The 20743-nt window shown below is 62.9% G+C and carries 17 protein-coding genes; 4 read left to right on the top strand and 13 right to left on the bottom strand.

Features of this window, described 5'->3' with window-relative positions; all coding sequences use genetic code 11:
- Nucleotides 1-28: 28 nt before the first annotated feature.
- The 5 genes from KHO49_RS14345 to betI all read right to left on the bottom strand — a co-directional run bounded on the left by KHO49_RS14345 (nucleotide 29) and on the right by betI (nucleotide 7102).
- Nucleotides 29-1366 carry a TldD/PmbA family protein gene (locus KHO49_RS14345; RefSeq protein ID WP_110652408.1) on the bottom strand — a complete coding sequence of 446 codons (1338 nt, stop codon included), beginning with the start codon at nucleotides 1364-1366 and terminating at the stop codon, nucleotides 29-31.
- Nucleotides 1366-2808: a TldD/PmbA family protein gene (locus KHO49_RS14340; protein WP_110594386.1), complete on the bottom strand. Its 1443-nt coding sequence runs from the start codon at nucleotides 2806-2808 to the stop codon at nucleotides 1366-1368. Before KHO49_RS14340 ends, KHO49_RS14345 begins: the two co-directional genes overlap by 1 nt.
- 241 nt (nucleotides 2809-3049) lie before the next feature.
- Complete coding sequence (betA, locus tag KHO49_RS14335; protein WP_110594388.1) at nucleotides 3050-4753, bottom strand: choline dehydrogenase; 1704 nt, start codon at nucleotides 4751-4753, stop codon at nucleotides 3050-3052.
- A 174-nt stretch (nucleotides 4754-4927) separates the two neighbouring features.
- On the bottom strand, nucleotides 4928-6400 hold the full coding sequence (betB, locus tag KHO49_RS14330; RefSeq protein WP_102881119.1) for a betaine-aldehyde dehydrogenase: 1473 nt from the start codon (nucleotides 6398-6400) through the stop codon (nucleotides 4928-4930).
- A gap of 81 nt (nucleotides 6401-6481) precedes the next feature.
- Nucleotides 6482-7102, bottom strand: coding sequence for a transcriptional regulator BetI (gene betI, locus KHO49_RS14325; RefSeq protein ID WP_016966359.1), 621 nt, complete (start codon nucleotides 7100-7102; stop codon nucleotides 6482-6484).
- A gap of 486 nt (nucleotides 7103-7588) precedes the next feature.
- On the opposite strand from betI, the gene KHO49_RS14320 reads away from it, so the two are divergent.
- Nucleotides 7589-9541: a BCCT family transporter gene (locus KHO49_RS14320; protein ID WP_240322063.1), complete on the top strand. Its 1953-nt coding sequence runs from the start codon at nucleotides 7589-7591 to the stop codon at nucleotides 9539-9541.
- Nucleotides 9542-9730: 189 nt separating this feature from the next.
- Here KHO49_RS14320 and choV read toward each other — a convergent pair whose 3' ends face one another.
- The 3 genes from choV to KHO49_RS14305 form a co-directional block, all read right to left on the bottom strand.
- Nucleotides 9731-10909: a choline ABC transporter ATP-binding protein gene (gene choV / locus KHO49_RS14315; protein WP_102881118.1), complete on the bottom strand. Its 1179-nt coding sequence runs from the start codon at nucleotides 10907-10909 to the stop codon at nucleotides 9731-9733.
- Nucleotides 10906-11751, bottom strand: a complete 846-nt coding sequence (gene choW / locus KHO49_RS14310) for a choline ABC transporter permease subunit (RefSeq protein WP_102862017.1) — start codon at nucleotides 11749-11751, stop codon at nucleotides 10906-10908. Before choW ends, choV begins: the two co-directional genes overlap by 4 nt.
- Before the next feature lie 65 nt (nucleotides 11752-11816).
- On the bottom strand, nucleotides 11817-12764 hold the full coding sequence (locus tag KHO49_RS14305) for a choline ABC transporter substrate-binding protein (RefSeq protein ID WP_213665193.1): 948 nt from the start codon (nucleotides 12762-12764) through the stop codon (nucleotides 11817-11819).
- Nucleotides 12765-13191: 427 nt separating this feature from the next.
- Between KHO49_RS14305 and KHO49_RS14300 the strand changes: the two genes are divergently transcribed.
- Together KHO49_RS14300 and gbdR are read left to right on the top strand one after the other, a co-directional pair.
- Nucleotides 13192-14568, top strand: a complete 1377-nt coding sequence (locus KHO49_RS14300) for an L-serine ammonia-lyase (RefSeq protein WP_102881116.1) — start codon at nucleotides 13192-13194, stop codon at nucleotides 14566-14568.
- Nucleotides 14569-15015: 447 nt separating this feature from the next.
- Nucleotides 15016-16119, top strand: a complete 1104-nt coding sequence (gbdR, locus tag KHO49_RS14295; RefSeq protein ID WP_060841469.1) for a choline metabolism transcriptional regulator GbdR — start codon at nucleotides 15016-15018, stop codon at nucleotides 16117-16119.
- On the opposite strand, the gene aac(6') is transcribed toward gbdR, so the two are convergent.
- On the bottom strand, nucleotides 16120-16566 hold the full coding sequence (gene aac(6'), locus KHO49_RS14290; RefSeq protein WP_213665192.1) for an aminoglycoside 6'-N-acetyltransferase: 447 nt from the start codon (nucleotides 16564-16566) through the stop codon (nucleotides 16120-16122).
- Nucleotides 16567-16631: 65 nt separating this feature from the next.
- Nucleotides 16632-16895: a hypothetical protein gene (locus tag KHO49_RS14285; protein WP_025131152.1), complete on the bottom strand. Its 264-nt coding sequence runs from the start codon at nucleotides 16893-16895 to the stop codon at nucleotides 16632-16634.
- Between the two features lie 313 nt (nucleotides 16896-17208).
- On the opposite strand from KHO49_RS14285, the gene KHO49_RS14280 reads away from it, so the two are divergent.
- Nucleotides 17209-17637, top strand: a complete 429-nt coding sequence (locus KHO49_RS14280; RefSeq protein ID WP_110594394.1) for a DUF4952 domain-containing protein — start codon at nucleotides 17209-17211, stop codon at nucleotides 17635-17637.
- Between the two features lie 252 nt (nucleotides 17638-17889).
- Here KHO49_RS14280 and KHO49_RS14275 read toward each other — a convergent pair whose 3' ends face one another.
- The 3 genes from KHO49_RS14275 to KHO49_RS14265 all read right to left on the bottom strand — a co-directional run bounded on the left by KHO49_RS14275 (nucleotide 17890) and on the right by KHO49_RS14265 (nucleotide 20627).
- A complete protein-coding gene (locus tag KHO49_RS14275; RefSeq protein ID WP_115581119.1) occupies nucleotides 17890-19050 on the bottom strand; it encodes a gamma-butyrobetaine dioxygenase in 1161 nt (386 codons plus the stop codon).
- A gap of 25 nt (nucleotides 19051-19075) precedes the next feature.
- Entirely contained in the window at nucleotides 19076-19552 is a 477-nt protein-coding gene (locus tag KHO49_RS14270) for a thioesterase family protein (protein WP_110652404.1), read from the bottom strand.
- Nucleotides 19553-19661: 109 nt separating this feature from the next.
- Nucleotides 19662-20627 carry an L-carnitine dehydrogenase gene (locus tag KHO49_RS14265; protein WP_213665191.1) on the bottom strand — a complete coding sequence of 322 codons (966 nt, stop codon included), beginning with the start codon at nucleotides 20625-20627 and terminating at the stop codon, nucleotides 19662-19664.
- Between the last annotated feature and the right edge of the window lie 116 nt (nucleotides 20628-20743).

Genomic DNA, 20743 nt, shown 5'->3' with positions numbered 1-20743 from the left:
TTGCCGCTTACAGCTTGCGGCTTGTCGCTTACAAGGTGAGGGTCAGGCGACTGACCAGGGCTCCGGGCAAATGCATCGAGGCAGTCTGGCGCTGGCTGTAGGTACTGGCCGAAAGCAGCAGTTCGCGCTGCTCGGTCAGGGCCTCCAGTTGCGAACCCAGCAGGCTGTAGACGCTGTCATCGAAACGCATGGTGCTCACCGGGGCCTGGATCTCGCCGTTCTCCACCCAGAAGGTAGCGAAGCGGGTCATGCCGGTCAGGCGCGCTGCCGGCAGGTCCGAGTAGTTGAGGTACCACAGGTTGCTGATGTACAGGCCGGTGCCCAGTTGCTTGAGGATCTCCTGCTGCGACAGCTGCCCGGCGGCCATGTTCAGCGCACTGGGGTATTCGCTGCTGCCGGCGCCGTTGCTGGTCAGGCCGTACTCGGCGGCGCTGCGGGAGTTGATCAACTGTGCGTTGGCATTGCCGGCGGCGATCAGCGACAGGTCGCTGCGCGGGTAGCCCTCATCGGAAAAGGCCGGACTCAGGGAGCCGCTGACCTGTTCGTCCAGGGACACCAGGGGGCTCAGGGCGGCATCGCCCGCGTAGAGCTTCTGCAGGGGGCTGTGCTTGCTGGCAATGGACTGGGCCGAGAACCCGCCCCAGGCCAGCATGCCCATGATCTCCTCCAGGGCCGCCGGTGCCAGGTAGGCGCGGTACTGCCCCGGCGTCAGGGTGCGCAGCGGTCGACCGAGGAACTCCAGTTGCTGACGGGCCTGGTCGAAGCGCTGGGCGAAGGCTGCGTCGTCCCAGGCGTGTCCCGCGTAGCTGGCCTTCACCGCTTCGCCATTGGCGTGGAACAGGCTGAAGTCGAAGTTGAAGCTGTTGGCCTGATGCCAGCCGAAGGCTCCGGCGGAACTGGCAAAACCTCGGCTGATGGGGCCGGCGGCATAGATGCCCACCAGATCCAGGCCGGCACCGGCGCGGCCGATCTGTGCCACCACCTGCTCGCTATCGGGCAGCGGATGGTCCTGCACGTGGTGGGATTGCCATTGGGCGTGATTGAGCATCAGGTACGGGTCCGCTGGCAGCAGCGGCAGGGTTTCGCGCAACTGTTGCAGGGCTTCGACCAGGCGCTGACGGTCCACCTCGGGGTCGTTGCTCAAGGTGATGCTCAAGTCGGCGTGGCGTCCGTCTTCGATCAGCTTGAAGTGCAGGCTGGCCTGTTGCACCTGCCCGGCCTGACGCACCTTGGCGTGGTTGAAACGGATGAACTCCGAGGACTCGGCCGAGTAACTCAGAGTGAACTGTTCCGATTCCTTGATCGCGTCCTGCAGCCACTGCACCCATGCCTTGAACTGCTCGGCCTGATTCATCGTCCTGTTCATCAGGCGTCTCCTCCGAATACGTCAATCTTGCTGAACACGCAGGCCGGCGAAGCGTGGCCGACGCGGATTACCTGGTTGGGCTCGCCCTTGCCGCAGTTGGGCGTGCCCAGGACCTGGAAGGTGCTGCGATCGCCCACCGCGCTGAGGTTGCGCCAGAACTGTGCGGAGATGCCCCGGTAGTTGGGGTTCTTGACCACGCCCTTGAGCTCGCCGTTTTCGATCAACTGGCCCCATTCGCAGCCGAACTGGAACTTGTTGCGCGCATCGTCGATGGACCAGGAGCGGTTGGTGGACATCAGGATGCCGTGTTCGATCTGGCCGATCAGGCGGTCCAGGGGCTGGTCGCCGGGCTCGACGTTGAGGTTGGCCATACGGTCGATGGGGGCGCGGTTCCAACTGCTGGCGCGGCTGTTGGCAACGCCGTCGAGGCCACTGCGGTACTGCGACAGGGCACTGCCCAGGGGACGTACCAGCAGCCCCTCGCGGATCAGGAACTGCTTGCTGGCGGCGCTGCCATCGTCGTCATGCCCATAGCTGGCCAACTCCTCGGGAATCTGTGGGTCGAAGGTCACGTTGAGCAGGGACGAGCCATATTGCAGGCGGCCGAAATCTTCCTGTTTGACGAAACTGGTGCCGGCGTAGTTGCGCTCGTCGCCGAGGATGCGGTCCAGTTCCAGGGGGTGGCCGATGGACTCGTGGATCTGCAGCATCATCTGGTCCGGCATCAGCAGCAGGTCCCGCTGGCCTGGCGGGGTGTTCGGCGCCAGCAACAGTTGCAGCGCCTGGTCGGCCACCCGTGGCGCCGCGCCCAGCAGGCCACAGCGGCTGATCACATCGCCGGCGCCCTGCTGGCCGAAGTTTTCCCGGCCCAGGCTGCGGGTCTGGCTGTCGCTACCGTCGTAGGCGGTGACATCCAGGCCCGGGTAGACAAACCGCTGAGCCTGGCGCAGCTCGGCGCCGGCGCTGTTGAGGTAGATCTGCTCGACCTGGGTCACGCCGATGCCCACTTGCCAGTTCACCAGGCGCTCGTCCTTGGGCACCGAGGCCGATTCGTCGCCCAGCAACTGGTAGCAGTCGCTGAGGGATGGGAAGGGCTGGTCCAGATTCGGCGAAAGGTAGTCGCCACGGTGGCTGGATACCGGTTGCTCGCGCAGGTCCAGCAGGGCGTGGGCGGCGATCACCCGAGCCAGGTGTTCGGCGCGGTCGAGGGCGGCTTGCAGGCCGCCTTGCGAGAGGTCACTGGTGGCGGCGTAGGCTTCCACACCACGCACCCTTGCGGTCAGCATTGCCCCCTCGTCGCGGCCCAGGCTCGGTGGTTCGGCAACGTTCTTGCGCACTGACAGGTATTGGTCCGACTCGCGCACGTAGCGCAGGGAAAAGAATTCGGCGCCCGTGCGCAAGGCAGCAAAGCGCTGCTTGAGCTGGGGGTGAAAGTCGAACATGGAGAACCTCCTTGTGAGACGCGATAGCGGGCGGGTCTTGTCGCCAGCAAACGGAACGCTGCCCGGCGGCTCCTACAGATATAGGCGTCGGTGGACTCCGGGGCGAAGGGGATGGGCAAGTTGCAGAACTGTAGCTGCTGCCGGAGGCTGCGATCAAGGAGGCAGTGCGGGCAATGCGGGGGCAGGAAATACGCGGGGAGGTGAAAAAGGCACCGACCCTTGCGGTCGGTGCCCGTACTGCTTACTGCGCGGTCGGAGTGATATCGCGCATTGGCTTGCCACGCACCGGGGCGTTGCCCGCTACGTAGTAGTCGGCCTTGCTGCGGGGCAGCGGCTGACGGCCACGGATCTTGTCGGCGATTTTCTCGGCCATCATGATGGTCGGCGCGTTGAGGTTGCCGGTGGTGATGATCGGCATGATCGAGGCATCCACCACGCGCAGGCCTTGCATGCCGTGCACGCGACCCTGGCCATCCACTACCGCCATGTCGTCGGTGCCCATCTTGCACGAGCAGGATGGGTGGAACGCGGTCTCGGCGTGCTCGCGGATGAACGTGTCCAGTTGCTCGTCGGTCTGCACCTCGATGCCCGGGCTGATTTCTCGACCGCGGAAGGCGTCCAGGGCCGGCTGTTGCATGATTTCCCGGGTCAGGCGGATGCCGTCGCGGAATTCCTGCCAGTCCTGCTCGGTGGCCATGTAGTTGAAGAGGATGCTCGGGTGCTGGCGCGGGTCCTTGGACTTGATCTGCACGCGACCACGGCTCGGCGAGCGCATGGAACCCATGTGCGCCTGGAAACCGTGCTCTTTCACGCCGTTGCTGCCGTTGTAGTTAATCGCCACCGGCAGGAAGTGGTACTGGATATTCGGCCATTCGAACTCTTCACGCGTACGGATGAAACCGCCGGCTTCGAACTGGTTGCTGGCGCCGATGCCGGTGCCGTTGAACAGCCATTCGGCACCGATGGCCGGCTGGTTCCACCACAGCAGCGATGGGTACAGCGACACCGGTTGGGTGCAGGCGTACTGCAGGTACAGTTCCAGGTGGTCCTGCAGGTTCTCGCCGACGCCCGGCAGGTCGTGGACCACCGGGATGTCCAGGCTTTCCAGCAGGGCGCGGGGGCCGACGCCGGAGCGTTGCAGCAGTTGCGGCGAGGCGATGGCGCCGGAGCTGACGATCACTTCCTTGCGGGCGCGGGCTTCCACGCGCTCTTCGGTGCTGCCTTGCAGGTAGCTCACGCCGACTGCGCGCTTGCCGTCAAAGATGATCTTGTCGGTCAGGGCGTGGGTGACGATGGTCAGGGTCGAACGCTTCTTGGCGATGTCCAGGTAACCGCGGGCGGTGCTGGAGCGACGACCTTTAGGGGTGACCGTACGGTCCATCGGGCCGAAGCCTTCCTGCTGGTAGCCGTTCAGGTCTTCGGTGCGCGGGTAACCGGCTTGTACACCGGCTTCGACCATGGCGTGGAACAGCGGGTTGTTGCCGGCTTTGGGCGTGGTCACGCTGACCGGGCCTTCGCCGCCGTGGTAGTCGTTGGGGCCGATGTCACGGGTTTCCGCCTTGCGGAAGTACGGCAGGCAGTCCAGGTAGGTCCAGTCTTCCAGGCCTGGCAGCTTGGCCCAGCCGTCGTAGTCCATGGCGTTGCCGCGGATGTAGCACATGCCGTTGATCAGCGACGAGCCACCCAGGCCCTTGCCGCGACCACACTCCATGCGACGACCGTTCATGTGTGGCTCTGGATCGGTCTCGTAGGCCCAGTTGTAGCGACGGCCTTGCAGTGGGAAGGCCAGTGCCGCCGGCATCTGGGTACGGAAGTCGAAGCGATAGTCCGGGCCGCCGGCTTCCAGCAGCAGGACGGTGACGCCTTCGTCTTCAGTCAGACGGGTCGCCAGGGTGTTACCGGCAGAGCCGGCACCCACAATGATGTAATCGAATTCTTGGGACATTGAATGCACCCTCTTTGAGATTGGTCAGGTCGCACGATCAATAGGCCTGTAGCTGCTGCCGAAGGCTGCGATCGGCCGCGCAGCGGACGTGCTTCGGCGATCGCAGGAAGGTCCTTCGGACCTTTTCGCAGCCTGCGGCAGCGGCTACAGGGGTTGTCGTTCAGGCTGGGTGTCTTAGAACACCGAGGCGTAGTCGCCCAGCTCGACCTGTACCGACTTGATGCGGGTGAAGTTGTTCAGCGAGCTGATGCCGTTCTCACGGCCAACACCCGATTGCTTGTAGCCGCCAACCGGCATCTTGGCGTCGGATTCGCCCCAGGCGTTGATCCAGCAGATACCGGCTTCGAGCTGATGAATCACGCGGTGGGCGCGGTTCAGGTCCTTGGTGACGATACCGGCAGCCAGGCCGAAGTCGGTGTCGTTGGCGCGGCGGATCACTTCTTCTTCGGTTTCGTAAGTCAGGATCGCCATCACTGGGCCGAAGATTTCTTCACGGACGATGGTCATGTCGTCGGTGCAGTCGGTGAACACGGTCGGTGCAACGAAGGCACCCTTGGCGAATTCGCCGTCGGTCAGGCGCTCGCCGCCGCACAGTACGCGGGCACCTTCTGCTTTGCCCTTGGCGATGTAGCCCAGCACGCTTTCCATGTGCTGGAAGCTGACCAGCGGACCGAAGTTGGTGTTTTCGTCTTCCGGGTTGCCGATGCGGATGCGCGCTACGCGCTCGGCGATCTTGGCTTCGAAAGCGGCTTTCAGGTGGCTCGGTACGAACACGCGAGTACCGTTGGTGCAGACCTGACCGGAGCTGTAGAAGTTGGCCATCATGGCGGTGTCGGCGGCGCGATCCAGGTCGGCGTCGTCGAAGATGATCAGCGGCGACTTGCCGCCCAGTTCCATGGTCACGTCTTTGAGCGAGGAGCTGGAAGCGCTGGCCATGACTTTCTTGCCGGTGTCGGTGCCGCCGGTGAAGGAGACTTTCTCGATGCGCGGGTGCTCGGTCAGCCAGGTGCCGACTTCACGGCCGCTGCCGGTCAGCACGTTGAACACGCCAGCCGGTACGCCGGCTTCGGTGTAGATCTCGGCCAGTTTCAGGGTGGTCAGCGAGGTGACTTCGCTGGGCTTGAAGATCATCGCGTTACCGGCGGCCAGGGCTGGCGCGGATTTCCACAGGGCGATCTGGATCGGGTAGTTCCAGGCGCCGATGCCGGCGACCACGCCCAGAGGCTCGCGACGGGTGTAGACGAAGGAGGTGGTGCGCAGCGGGATCTGCTCGCCTTCGATGGCCGGTACCAGGCCTGCGTAGTATTCCAGCACGTCAGCGCCGGTGACGATGTCCACGTACTTGGTTTCGGAGAAGGCTTTACCGGTGTCCAGGGTTTCCAGAGCGGCCAGTTCGTCGTTGCGCTCGCGGAGGATTTCCACGGCGCGACGCAGGATGCGCGAACGCTCCATGGCAGTCATGGCGGCCCAGATCTTCTGGCCTTTTTCGGCGCTGACCACGGCGCGTTCCACGTCTTCCTTGGTCGCACGCTGCACTTGTGCGAGAACTTCACCGTTGGCCGGGTTGATGGCATCGAAAGTGGCGTCGCTGCCGGCATCGGTGTAGCCGCCGTCGATGTAGAGTTTTTGCAGTTCGAAACGGGCCATAGTGTCCTCGCAAGTGCATTAAGTAGTGGGCTTGACCACCGGGCGTATCCCGAAGTTCAGGACACGTTGATCAGTGGCAGGTCAGGGGCCGAGCGTCTCTTTTGTGCTCTGGCGCTCCTGCTTAGCCAGTTGTAGATCCATGTATTCGTAAGCGATCCGTATCGCCTGGTCGGTGTCGAATGCATCACCCGACAAGGCACCACGCAGCCACAAACCGTCGATCAAAGCCGCCAGGCCGCGAGCTGCCTTGCGCGCATGGTAGAGCGGCAGGGCACGGCGGAACTGGCAACACAGGTTGGAATACAAGCGGTGGTCGTTGATCCGCTGCAACCTGTGCAAATCGGGCTGGTGCATGCTGGAAGCCCAGAAGGCCAACCAGGTTTTCATTGCCGGGCCGTTCACCTGGCTGGCATCGAAGTTGCCCTCGATGATCACTTTCAGGTGAGCGCGCGGGCTGTCGTCCGTCAGGGCCTGGCGGCGTGCTCTGACGCCTTCGTTGAGCATGCTCATGATGTAACCCATCGTCGCTGCGATCAGGCCGTTCTTGTCCCGAAAGTAGTGACTGATGATGCCGTTTGAAACACCGGCCAAACGGGCGATCAGCGCAATGCTGGCGTCCCCCATTCCGACCTGATCGACGGCCTGTAGCGTGGCTTCGATCAATTGCTGGCGGCGTATGGGTTGCATACCGACCTTGGGCATCTGATACCTCTCCTTAGGCCTGTCGGCGGGCGTATGACGCCGGTCGACTTGTGGGCCAGTCTATTTTGTTTTGATTGAACGTTCAATCAACAAAGAATAAGATCTGCGACAAATCGTCGCTGCCTGGGGAGGTTTTCCTACTCGCGGACGGCGGGAAAACGACCTCCGAAATAGCCCAAAACTTACACGTGGCATGGCGTGGACCGGCAAGAGTAAGGACGTGTTGAAGGGGCAGGACGCTCCGGGGAACAGGCGACGAGCTGCAGGTTCGTCACTGACCTTGGATGCGGGTGCGCAACGCGGCTTTTGCGGTTTCGGGCTTTTTCGGGGTGTCTTTATATCACCCGATGATCGGCTGCCAACTAACCGATTGGTCGGGTGCGGTGTTGCCTTGTGTCCTTCTCTCGCACTGCCTGGAGCATCTGTGCAATGAGTTCTGCCTCTCTTATAAAGACCCCACCGGAGAAGGTGCGGGTCAACGGTTGGGTGTTCTACACCTCCACCGCGCTGATCCTGTTGTTGACCGCCATTCTGATCATCGCCCCGCAAGAGGCCGGCCGACTGCTGGGCATTGCCCAGGCCTGGTTGTCCCGCAGCTTCGGCTGGTACTACATGGTGGTGATCGCCGCTTACCTGGTGTTCGTGGTGGGCCTGGCGTTCTCCTCCTACGGCAAGCTCAAGCTGGGGACCAAGCAAGACACCCCGGACTTCAGCTACGGTGCCTGGGCCGGGATGCTGTTCTCCTCCGGTATCGGTATCTCGCTGCTGTACTTCGGTGCTTCCGAGCCCCTGGATCACTACTTCAACCCGCCCGAAGGCGTACCCGGCAGCAACCTGGCCGCACGCCAGGCGTTGCAGCTGACCTTCCTGCACTGGGGCCTGCATGGCTGGGCGATCTACGCCCTGGTGGGCCTGGCGGTGGCGTACTTTGCCTATCGTCATAACCAGCCGCTGGCGCTGCGTTCGGCGTTGTATCCGCTGGTGGGCGAGCGCTGGGTCAAGGGCGCGGCCGGCCACGCAGTGGACGGTTTCGGCATGTTCGTGACCCTGCTGGGCCTGGTGACCAACCTCGGGATTGGTTCGATGCAGGTGTCTTCCGGCCTGGAAAACCTGTTCGGCATGGAGCACAGCAACACCAACCTGCTGATCGTGATCATCGTCATGAGCACGGTGGCCACCATCGCCGCGGTGTCCGGTGTGGAAAACGGCATCCGCCGCCTGTCCAACCTGAACATCGTGCTGTTCAGCGGCCTGTTGATCTTCGTCCTGCTGTTCGGCCCGACCTTGCACCTGCTCAACGGCTTCGTGCAGAACATCGGCGACTACCTGAACGGCGTGGTGCTCAAGACCTTCGACCTCTATGTGTACGAAGGCGACAACGCCAAGTCCGACCGCTGGCTGGGCCTGTGGACCCTGTTCTACTGGGCCTGGTGGATTTCCTGGGCGCCATTCGTAGGCATGTTCATTGCGCGTATTTCCCGTGGTCGCACCGTGCGTGAGCTGGTCGCCGGCGTGCTGCTGATTCCCCTGGGCTTCACCCTGGCCTGGCTGTCGATCTTCGGTAACTCGGCCCTGGACCTGGTGGTCAACCAGGGAGCGGTGGAACTGGGCAAGACGGCGCTGGAACAGCCGTCCATGGCGATCTACCAACTGCTTGAGCACTACCCGGCCTCGAAGATTGTCATCGGTGTCTCGATCTTCGTGGGCTTCGTGCTGTTCCTGACCCCCGCCGACTCCGGCGCGGTGATGATGGCCAACCTGTCCTGCAAAGGCGGCAACGTCGACGAAGACGCCCCGCACTGGCTGCGGATCTTCTGGTCGGTGGTGATCACCCTGGTGACCATCGGCCTGTTGTTCGCCGGTAACTTCGAAGCCATGCAGACCATGGTGGTGCTGGCCGGCCTGCCGTTCTCGGTGGTGCTGATCTTCTTCATGTTCGGTTTGCACAAGGCCATGCGCCAGGACGTGCAGATCGAGCAGGAACAAGCGCAATTGGCCGAGCGCGGTCGCCGTGGTTTCAGCGAGCGCCTGACCCAGCTGGACCTGCAACCGACCCAGTCGGTGGTGCAGCGTTACATGGACAAGCACATCAGCCCGGCGCTGCAGGAAGCCGTCGCGCAACTGCGCACCCTGGGCCATGAAGTGCAGACCAACCTGGGCAAGTCCAAGAGTTTGCTGGGCCTGCGGGTGGAAATGGAGGAAGGCAATCCCTTCGTCTATGAAGTGAGCCTGGACGGCTACCTGGCGGCACCGAGCGAATCGGCCCAGCCGGAAGGGGCGGACAGCGAAGTGCGCAGTCGTTTCTACCGCGCCGAGGTGTACCTGCACAACGGCAGCCAGGAATACGACTTGATGGGCTTCACCCAGGAGCAGATCACCCGTGATGTGCTCGATCAGTTCGAAAGCCATCGGCAGCTCCTTGGCCGGGTCTATAGCTGAGTGAAGTAACGGACCGCTCCCGACGGAGCGGCTCCACCCGCTGTAGGAAGCCGGCTTGCCGGCGAAGGCGTCCTTCAAGGGGGCTGCAAGGCTTCAGGGCCTGTTCGCTGGCGAGCCAGCTCCTACAGAAGGGCGTGTGTCGATAAAGCAAAACGCCGCGATTGCTCGCGGCGTTTTTGTGTCTGCGGCTTAACCCAGGTTCTTGCCGAGCAGCGCGTGGTAGAGCTCGCTGTCGCCAAGGATGCCGACGACTTTCTGGTTGTCGTGGAGCACCAGTTTGTTGCCGGTCTGGTAGCGGATCTGCAGGGCGTCGCGCATGCCGATGTTGGAGTCCACCAGGGTCGGGCGCCGGCCCAGTTCTTCCACCGCTTGCCCCGGAACCCAGTTCTGCAGGTCCATCTGCGAGCCGTTGCGCCGGGCGCCCTTGATGGTGTTGCCCTCCGCCAGGTCGAGCCAGGAGTCGCCGCCCGGGTCCAGGCACACGGAGCCGTTGACCCGCTTGCAGTTGTCCAGGCTGCGCATCAGGCTGCGACCGCAGAGCACGTTCAGCGGGTTGGTGTGGGCGACGAAGGTGCGCACATAGTCGTCCGCGGGGTTGAGCACGATCTCTTCCGGCTTGCTGTACTGGATGATCCGCCCGTCTTTCATGATGGCGATGCGGCTGCCCAGCTTCAGGGCCTCGTCCAGGTCGTGGCTGACAAACACGATGGTCTTGCTCAGCTTGCGTTGCAGTTCCAGCAGCTCGTCCTGCAGACCCTGGCGGATCAGCGGGTCGAGGGCCGAGAAGGGTTCGTCCATCAGCAGGATATCGGCGTCCATGGCCAGGGCGCGGGCCAGGCCCACACGCTGCTGCATGCCGCCGGACAGCTCGTCGGGCTTCTTGTTGCGCCACTGGGTCAGGCCCACCAGCTCAAGTTTCTCGTCCACCAGCTTGCGCCGTTCCTTCTCCGGTCGGCCCTGCATCTCCAGGCCGAAGCTGATGTTCTCGCGCACCGTCAGCCAGGGCATCAGGGCGAACTTCTGGAACACCATGGCGATGCGCTGGGTGCGCATCATCTTCAGTTCGGCGGGGGAGCAGGAGGCAATGTCGATCTGCTGGCCTTCGTGTTCGACGAACAGCTTGCCGCGGCTCACGGTGTTCAGGCCGTTGATGCAGCGCAACAGGCTCGACTTGCCGGAACCGGAGAGGCCCATCAGCACGCAGATCTCGCCTTTCTGGATGTCCAGGCTGGCTTTTTCCACGCCGACGATCTGCCCGGTTTTCTTCAGGATCTCGTTGCGGGTCATGCCCTGGTCCAGCAGCTTGAGCGCCTCCCGTGGGTCCTTGGAGAAGATAACGTCTACGTTATCGAAGCGGATTATGCTCATGCGTCACCCCCTACTTTGGCTTCAGGTTGTTTGCAGATGCGGTCGAGCATGATCGCCAGCAGCACGATCGCCAGGCCGGCTTCGAAGCCCAGGGCAATGTCGGCGGTGTTGAGTGCGTTGACCACGGGTTTGCCCAGGCCGTCGGCGCCGACCAGGGCGGCGATCACCACCATCGACAGCGACAGCATGATGCATTGGGTAATACCGGCGGCGATGCTCGGCATGGCGTGGGGCAGCTCAATGCGCGACAACAACTGACGGCGCGAACAGCCAAAGGCCTTGCCCGCGTCCATCAACTCTTGTGGAACATCGCGAATGCCCAGGTAGGTCAGGCGGATCGGCGCGGCAATGGCGAACACCACCGTGGAGATCAGGCCGGGTACCACCCCGAGGCCGAACAGGGTCAGGGTCGGGATCAGGTAGACGAATGTGGGGACGGTCTGCATCAGGTCCAGGACCGGACGCATCATTGTGTAGAACAGCGGCTTGTGCGCGGCGACGATTCCCAGGGGCACGCCGATCAGCACGCAGACCAGGGTGGCGAACAGCACCTGGGCCAGGGTTTCCATGGTTTCCTGCCAGTACCCCAGATTGAGGATCAGCAGGAAGGACAGCACGACAAATACAGTCAGGCCCCATTTGCGCTGGATCAGGTGCGCCAGCAGGGCAATCAGGCCGATCAGGGCCAGGGGATTGAACCAGGTCAGCGCGAACGTCACGCCGTGGATCATGGTTTCCAGGGTGGTAGCGATCGCATCGAAGGTGCTGGCACCGTGTTTCGTCAACCAGTCTACGAAAGCCGCGATGTACTGGCCCAGGGGGATTTTCTGATCAGTGAGCATGGTATTGAACGTCCGCATGCAAGGAAAAAACAGCCCGGGCGGGCAAGCCCGCCCGGCGTAAGCGATTACTGGGCAAGCTTGGCCTTCACGGCTTCCAGGCCGGGTTTACCGTCAATGGTGGTCACGCCAGCGAGCCAGGTATCGAGCACCTGTGGATTCTTTTTCAGCCAGGCCTTGGCGGCCGCGTCAGGCTTCATCTTGTCGTCCAGCACGTTGCCCATCAGGGTGCTTTCCATGTTCAGGGTGAACGACAGGTTCTTCAGCAACTGGCCCACGTTGCTGCACTCGGTGGTGTAGCCCTTGCGGGTGTTGGTGTAGATGGTGGCCTGGCCGAAGTTGGGGCCGAAGAAGTCGTCGCCACCGGTCAGGTACTTCATCTTGAAGCGTGTGTTCATCGGGTGCGGTTCCCAGCCCAGGAACACCACCGCGGTGTCGCGACGCTGAGCGCGCTCAACCTGGGACAGCATGCCCGCCTCGCTGGACTCCACCACCTTGAAGCCGGCGTCCTTGAGGCCAAAGGCGTTCTTGTCGATCATCGTCTGGATGGTGCGGTTGCCGTCGTTGCCCGGCTCGATGCCGTAGATCTTGCCGTCCAGCTCCTTCTTGAACTTGGCGATGTCGGCGAAGTCTTTCAGGCCCTTGTCATACAGCGACTCGGGAACTGCCAGGGTGTACTTGGCGTTTTCCAGGTTGGCGCGCACGGTCTCCACGGTGCCGGCATCCCGGTAGGGCTTGATGTCGTTTTCCATGGTCGGCATCCAGTTGCCGAGGAACACGTCCATGTTCTTGCCGTCGGCCAGGGACTTGTAGGTCACCGGCACGGAAATCATCGTGGTCTTGGTCTTGTAGCCCAGGGCGTTGAGCACGACGCTGGTGGTGGCGGTGGTCACGGTGATATCGGTCCAGCCGACATCGGAGAAGTTTACGGTGCTGCATTGCTCCGGTTCTGCGGCGTGTGCCAGAAGCGGCAGACTCAGCATGGCGGCCAACAACAACGACGGGGAACCTTTCATAGGGGAGACTCCTGGATGTTTTTTTGGCGGCGTATGGACCGCGCTTATAAGTGTGGCGGTTGGTGTGCCGGGGACAGCTCTACCACCGTGCCTTGCAATCGAGTCGAGACTGATCATGTACCAGTGAAAAACTGTCGCCTACGGGGTGCGTCGTATCCAGTACAGGGAGGGTCGCATCCAGTGTCGGTGAGGTCGCTTACAGTGTTTTTGGGCATTTTTTCCTGCATCTGAGCCGCAAAAAACGCCCAGAACCCGAGCCTCGCGCCAGGCGGCGTTGGTGGACATGAGTGAGTCGGTGTCAGACGTCGCGAGGCGCGGTAAAAGCCTGATGATGCGCCCTTCTCGGCGGATTGCAGCTTGAGCGTAGCAGCTCCGTCAGAGGGCGTTTTCAGCGCCTGGACTGTGCTCATCGAGGAGTTACGCAGTAATGGCTATCAGTGTTTTCGACTTGTTCAAGATCGGCATCGGGCCTTCCAGTTCCCACACCGTCGGGCCCATGCGCGCCGCGGCGTTATTCGTCCAGGTATTGAAGGAGCGCCATCTGCTGGAGCAGGTGCGGCGGATCGAAGTGCAACTGTTCGGTTCGTTGTCGGCCACCGGCATTGGCCATGGCAGCGACAACGCGGTGATCATGGGCTTGATGGGGGAGTGGCCCGATGCGATCGACCCGTCGCTGATCGGCCCGCGCATCGAACGGCTCAGGGAAACCCACACCCTGTTGCTGGACGGACGGCTGGCTGTGCCGTTCACCTGGTCCCGGGACATGCGCCTGCTGGACGAAAACCTGCCCTTTCACCCTAACGCCATGACCCTGGTGGCCGAAGGTGAAGGCGGGGAGCTGTTGCGCGATACCTATTATTCGGTGGGCGGCGGTTTTGTCGTCGACCAGGCCCAGGCCAGTAGCGGTGTGGCGGACCTGGATCGTAGCGAGCTGCCTTACGATTTCTCCAGTGCAGTGGAACTGCTCAGCCTGTGCCAGAAGCACAACCTGCGAGTCGCCGAACTGATGCTGGCCAACGAGAAGGTCTGGCGTTCGGAAGAAGAAATCCGCAGCGGCCTGATGACGCTGTGGCGCGCGATGCAGGATTGCGTGGAACAGGGGCTCAAGCACGAAGGCATTCTGCCCGGCGGGCTCAATGTACGTCGGCGCGCGGCCAAGCTGCATCGCAGCCTGCAGGAGCTCAATAAACCCAATGTGATCGGCTCGACCTTGAGCGCCATGGAGTGGGTCAACCTGTTCGCCCTGGCGGTGAACGAGGAGAACGCCGCCGGTGGACGCATGGTCACCGCGCCCACCAACGGCGCAGCGGGGATCATTCCGGCGGTACTGCACTATTTCATGAAGTTCAGCGAGGACGTGACCGACGCCAACGTGGTGGACTTCTTTCTGGGCGCGGCGGCCATCGGCATCCTGTGCAAGAAGAACGCTTCGATTTCCGGGGCCGAAGTCGGTTGCCAGGGCGAAGTGGGTTCGGCCTGTGCCATGGCCGCGGCGGGCTTGGCGGAGATTCTCGGGGCCACGCCCGAGCAGTTGTGCAACGCCGCGGAAATTGGCCTGGAGCATAACCTCGGCCTGACCTGCGACCCGGTGGGCGGGCTGGTGCAGGTGCCCTGCATCGAGCGCAACGCGATTGCCGCGGTGAAGGCGATCAATGCCGCGCAGATGGCCTTGCGCGGCGATGGCCAACACTTCATCTCCCTGGATCGGGTGATCCGCACCATGCGTGATACCGGGGCGGACATGCATGACAAATATAAAGAGACTTCTCGCGGTGGGCTGGCGGTGAGTGCGGTGGAGTGTTGAGTCTGCATGGGGCGCTACGCCGGCTACTGCACAGGGACGGCGGCGCGCCCAAATTGCTCATCAGAGGAGGGGCGCGCCACCTTTTAGCGCGTCGTGAATAGACAAGTGGCCAAGCGGGCTGATGGACCTCGGCGTCCGTCGCTCGGTTGTGCTTTGAGTGACACTCGCCAGTCCTGGCCCGACGCATCGGTCGCGCAAGTGCTACCTAACTGCTCACCGCTGCGCCTGCCGCCTTCTGTGCGGTGATTCCGGCGCTTCTTATCCGCACATTGCCAAGGGCTATATAGACGCGTCGCGACGTCGTTTTCAGGAGTTATTGAATGCCCATTCAACTTTAGGCATGGCAATTGCTCTGTGAATATCAAGCCCGCCTCCGATGAGTCGCAGGGCACATAAAAAGAGCCTCCGCCTGAGGCCATCACCCGCTTTGTGTGAGGAGATATCGCGATGACGTCGTTCAACTCCGGGGCCCAACCCCAGAACCGTGCGCCTCAATCCATCGGCTTTCTGCTGCTGGACAATTTCACGCTGATTTCCCTGGCCTCCGCAGTCGAACCCCTGCGCATGGCCAACCAACTGTCCGGCCGCGAGCTGTATCGCTGGACCACCCTCAGCGTCGATGGCGGTCAGGTCTGGGCCAGTGACGGTCTGCAAATCACCCCCGACGCCTCCATGCACAAAGCCCCCAGCCTCGACACCGTGATCGTCTGCGGCGGCATCGGCATCCAGCGCACCGTGACCCGTGAACATGTGTCCTGGTTGCAAAGCCAGGCTCGCCAGTCGCGCCGCCTCGGCGCGGTGTGCACCGGCAGTTGGGCCCTGGCCTGCGCCGGTCTGCTGGACGGCTTCGATTGCAGCGTGCACTGGGAATGCCTGGCGTCGATGCAGGAAGCCTTCCCCCGGGTCGCCATGAGCACCCGCCTGTTCACCCTCGACCGCAACCGTTTCACCAGCTCCGGCGGCACCGCGCCACTGGACATGATGCTGCACCTGATCAGTCGCGATCATGGCCGTGAGTTGTCAGCGGCGATCTCGGAGATGTTCGTTTACGAGCGCATCCGCAACGAGCAGGATCACCAGCGCGTGCCCCTCAAGCACATGCTCGGCACCAACCAGCCCAAGCTCCAGGAAATCGTTGCGCTGATGGAAGCCAACCTCGAAGAGCCGATCGATTTGGACGAGCTGGCGGTGTACGTGGCCGTCTCCCGGCGACAGTTGGAGCGGCTGTTCCAGAAGTACCTGCATTGTTCGCCGTCGCGCTACTACCTCAAGCTGCGGTTGATCCGCGCGCGGCAACTGCTCAAGCAGACGCCGATGTCGATCATCGAAGTGGCGTCGGTGTGTGGTTTTGTCTCTACGCCGCACTTCTCCAAGTGCTACCGCGAGTACTTCGGCATTCCGCCCCGTGACGAGCGCATCGGCTCCAACACCACCCAGCAGGTGGCGATGATGCCGCTGCCGCAAGCCATGGTCCTGGCGCCGCTGTCCGGCCCGCTGTCGGCCTTGAGTCAGGCGCGCAACGAGTCGACCTTCGCCAGCGTGCGTCTGTAGTCACAGACGCTTCTTGAAATACACCACGCGTTCGGTTTCTTCGAAGCCCAGCGCGTGGTGCAGTGTCTGGCTGGCCAGATTGTCCAGGCTGGTGTCAGACGCGATCTCCACACACCCGGCCTGGCGTCCCCACTGGCTGACCTGCTCGATCAGTTGTTGGGCAACGCCCTGGCGACGGTGCTCGGGAGCCACATAGATTCCTTCGAGAAACACCACCGGCGAACTCTCGGTGCCGTTGACGTAGTCGTGGCGCAGCGCCGCCTCGGCCAGGCCGATGGCTTCACCGTTCTGGGCAAAGGCCAGCCAACAGCCATAGCGCTGGGGGGCGGCCAGCATCTGGCGGATCTCGGCCAGGTGCTCCTCTGGCGAACAGTCGGGCCACAGGCCCAGGCGCAATTGCAGCCAGCTGGCCGCGTCGGCGGATGAGCCGGGCTGTATCGGGATCATGAGTGCTTGCCTGTTTTCGCCAGAGGGACGCGCACTCTAGCAATCCGCTCAGGGCACAGGGAGACTCACGCGCGTTTTTGCTGCAGGTACTCGGCCAGGGCCGGCAGCAACTGGCGATCAATGGCCTGGCGCACCGCGGGAAGAATGGTCGCATTACCGGTGAGCATCTGCTCCACCATGCCCTTGAGCGCCTTGGCCCGTGCATCGCTCAAACCGCGCACCGCACATTCACAGGCCTGCTCGGCGCTGGCGCCTGCGGGCATCTCGAAACCCAGGGCCCGGAGTTGTCCCAGCAGGTCGTCCTGATCAATCAAATCCGCATGCATCATGACGCTCATCCTTATTCAGGTAACGTGGTCGTCAGTCGATTCTGGTTGGCCGTCCGGGCGGCGGCAAGGACAGATGGTCGCGATGGCCCGTTTACCTATGAACAGGTCGTTTTCGGCTAACTCGATGGCTGATGGCCGGTTGCAACAGCGTCTGGAAAAAGACGGTCAATCAAGTCTCGCGGCGCTTGCGTGTGATGGCCCGGGCTTGCATAAGGGTGGGTATTGAGCCGTGCTGGCGCTCAAGGACCCCCGCCGCAAGCGGCGGGGGTTGGCAGGATGGCCGTTGGGGCAGAAATATAGGGAGCTGTAGTGGATGAAAGTGATGTTCAACCTGGGTTTGGCCTGTTTGTTGTGGCTGGTTTGCAGCGCGGCTGCGGCAGCCACCGAGTGTGGCGATTTTTTGCGGGCCATGACCGATCCGCCGAAATCCCTGGAGTTTTTTCACTGTGAGTCGCAGCCCGAGGATCAGGGCGCACCGCTGACCGCGAGGTATCGGGTCAAAGGTCAGGATGCCCATCAGGTAGAGCGCTATCTGCAGCGGGAACTGGGGCTGCAGGAGGGGCTCAAGTTTGTCTGCTGTGGCTGGGAAACGAAGGGGTTCATTTCCTATAGGGATAAGAAGACCGGGCGTCATTATCAGATCGGCATGGGCTCTGAAGAGACGCCCTACAACCAGCGTCGGGATTGGCACAAGATCGGCTATTTCTACGTGACGGTGGTGTTCTATACCGAGGACATCTGAACCCCTGCAATGGCCCTATTGCCTACGGGCAGGTCGTTTTCGGCTAACTCGCGAGCAGGCAGAGTGGGCAGACTGCAACCAGCTCGCGCCGTGTTGGTTTGGTCACCTTCTCACCGCAGCTCCTCAGCAGTAGTCCCTGCCTCGATCCTGTCACGGCTTGATCGGGGCTTTTTTTTGCCTGTGGAGGTTTTGCCGGCAAGCTTCGCTGGCCAGCCGGCTCCTGCGGGGAGCCGGTGGCCGGTGGGGCGGGGATCAGCGCTGCAGGACCAGGATCCTGGAGAGCAGCTCGTCGCGGTCGATGTAGCAACCCTGGAAATGCCGGGCGCCGCTGGACGGGTCGAAGGCGTTGCGGGCATGCAGGGTGCGGCGGTTGTCGAAGCACCAGAGTTGTCCCGGGTCGAGGCGGCGGATGACCCGGAACCGCGTCTCTCGGGTCATGGCGATAAATCGACGGTAAGCGTGGTACAGCCTGGGCATCTGCTCCACCGAGGTGTCGAAAGGCCCCCGCAGGAAGTTGGCCATGCGGATCTCCGCCACCCGGCCCAGGGCATCCAGGGCAATGATCGGCGCCAGGCAGCGGTAGTCGCTGTGGCGGTCCTTGTTGCGAAATTCCACGGGTGTTTCACACAGCGTCAGGAAGGCCTCGGGGTCTTCACGGCGCAAGGCATCGGCGATGGCAAAGCCGTCGACGAAGATGCTTTCACCGCCCACGGCGTCATTGACCAGGCAATGCAGGAACTGCAGTCCCGGTTGCAGCTCGCGGGTGGGCAGGTCGCTGTGCAGCGGCAGGTTGAAAGCGGTGTAGGCGTTGCTGTCGGCATCGGCCTTGGATTGCACGTTGAACAGCACGCCGAAGTTGCTCTCGCGGATAAACGAGATGCGTCGGGCGATCAGGGCCAGCGAACCGGGTTCCGTGGGGGCGCCCCGGACCTGGGTCAGGCCGGTGTCGCGCAGGGCCAGCAGCCATTGCAGCAGAGCCGCAGGATCGTCCATCAGGGCCTGATACTCGAATACCGGTAGTTGCAGGCTGCTGTCCCACAACTGGCTGTGCGCCTTGTGGGCGCGGCGCTCCTCGCGGGATTGCTCGTCATAGGCATGGGCCCGCAGCCAGCCGGGATCGAAGCGGCTACGGTGGCCGTCCGACCATTCGAGGCACAGGCAGCCCTGGCTGTCGATGTGCGCCCCGTGGCAGCCGAGGTCCTCGGCCACATCGACGATTTCCAGCACCTGTTCACGGGTCACGCTGTAGACGCATTCCGGGCAGGGGCAGTTGTCCCGCAGCCATTGATGGTGAAAGGGGCTGAGGCGGCCATCGGCCCAGTGCACCTGGACCCGGTCCGGCAGTACCTGGACGGCGCTCAACGGGCTGATCAGCGGATAACGGCGATAGTCGGCAAGGGCGGCGATGTTCACGGCGATCTCCTTTTCGGGCTGGTTGTCATTTTTCCGTTGGCAGGCCAATTACCCGGCCGATGTAGGTGGGGCGCGGCAGCTCGGCCTGCTCGGCCGCCATGGTTTGCAGGCGCTGCAACACCGCTTCGTCGAACGGCGCGGAGCGGGGGCCGGCGAGGTCGACGTGGAGCAGCATCTGTTCGTTGCCGGCCAGCTCCTGGGGATCACCGACCTTGTGCAGGCTGTGATACAGGTGCAGGCGCTTGCGGTCGTGGCCGATGATCCGGGTATGGACTTCGACCTCGGTGTCGAGCTTCACCTCGTGCAGGTAGTTCAGGTGCAGTTCCAGGGTGAACAGTGAGTGGCCGCTGGCGTCGCGGTTGTCGCTGTCGAGCCCCAGGCGATCCATCAGTGCATCGGTGGCATAGCTGAAGATCAGCAGGTAGAAGGCATCACGCAGATGGCCGTTGTAGTCGACCCAGTCTTTGATGATGCGGGTGCTGTAGGTGGTCAGGGCAGGCATAGGATCACCGGATAACGGTAGGAGCCGGCTTGCCGGCGCAGGCGTCCGTTGGGTTTGCGCCTGGCTTGAGGGCCTATTCGCTGGCAAGCCAGCTCCTACAGGGGTTGGGTTAGTCGTGAAAGTGCATGCCGTGCTTGGCCTTGGTGGTTTTCACCGCCTCCAGCACCGCCAGCAGGCAGTCATCACGATAGCGCTCCAGGGCCGAAATGCTGTGGCTGCCCAGTTGCTCGGCGGTGCCCTCGACCACGTCATCGATCAGTTTGTCGGTCAGTTCCGGTGCCGGCAGGTAGGTCCAGGGCAGTTGCAGCGCCGGGCCGAACTGGGCCATGAAGTGGCGCATGCCGGCGTCGCCTCCGGCCAGGGTGTAGGTGAGGAAGGTGCCCATGAACGACCAGCGCAGGCCGGCACCAAAGCGGATCGCGTCGTCGATTTCCCCGGTGGTCGCCACCCCGTCATTGACCAGGTGCAAGGCTTCGCGCCACAGGGCTTCGAGCAGGCGGTCGGCGATGAAGCCCGGCACTTCCTTGCGCACATGCAGTGGCCGCATCCCCAAGGATTCATAGACCTGGATCGCCGCCTGTATCGCCTCGGGTGCGGTGTGCTGGCCGCCCACCACTTCCACCAGCGGCAGCAGGTACACCGGGTTGAACGGGTGCCCCACCACGCAGCGTTCCGGGTGGGTCGAGCCTTCGTAGAATTCGCTGGGCAGCAGGCCCGAGGTGCTGGAGCCGATCAGGGCGTCGGGCTTGGCCGCAGCGCTGATCTTGCTGTGCAGTTCCAGCTTGAGCTCCAGTCGCTCGGGAGCGCTTTCCTGGATGAAGTCGGCGTCTTTCACACACTCTTCGATGGTGCTGACAAAGCGCAGGCGCTGTGGCGATGCGCCGGGGGCCAGGCCCTGTTGTTCCAGGGCGCCCCAGGCGTTGGCTACCCGCTGGCGCAGGGCAGCTTCAGCGCCCGGCGCCGGGTCCCAGGCCACCACGTCCAGGCCGTGGGCCAGGGCGCGGGCCACCCAGCCACTGCCGATCACACCGCTGCCCAGAGCGGCGAAGGTTTTGATGTTGGTGATAAAAGTCATCGCGTCTTCCTGAAAAAAGAGTCTGTAGGCACTGGCTTGCCAGCGAAGCGCTTGGCGGCTTTGCGCGCACCTGCGTCGGCAAGCTGGCTGCTATGGGGTCTGATGTGACGGCCTCT

The organism is Pseudomonas sp. RC4D1, from assembly GCF_018390395.1.
Lineage (GTDB): Bacteria > Pseudomonadota > Gammaproteobacteria > Pseudomonadales > Pseudomonadaceae > Aquipseudomonas > Aquipseudomonas danubii.
Note: the sequence above shows the minus strand (reverse complement) of the source record. Positions and strands in the feature narration are given on the sequence as shown.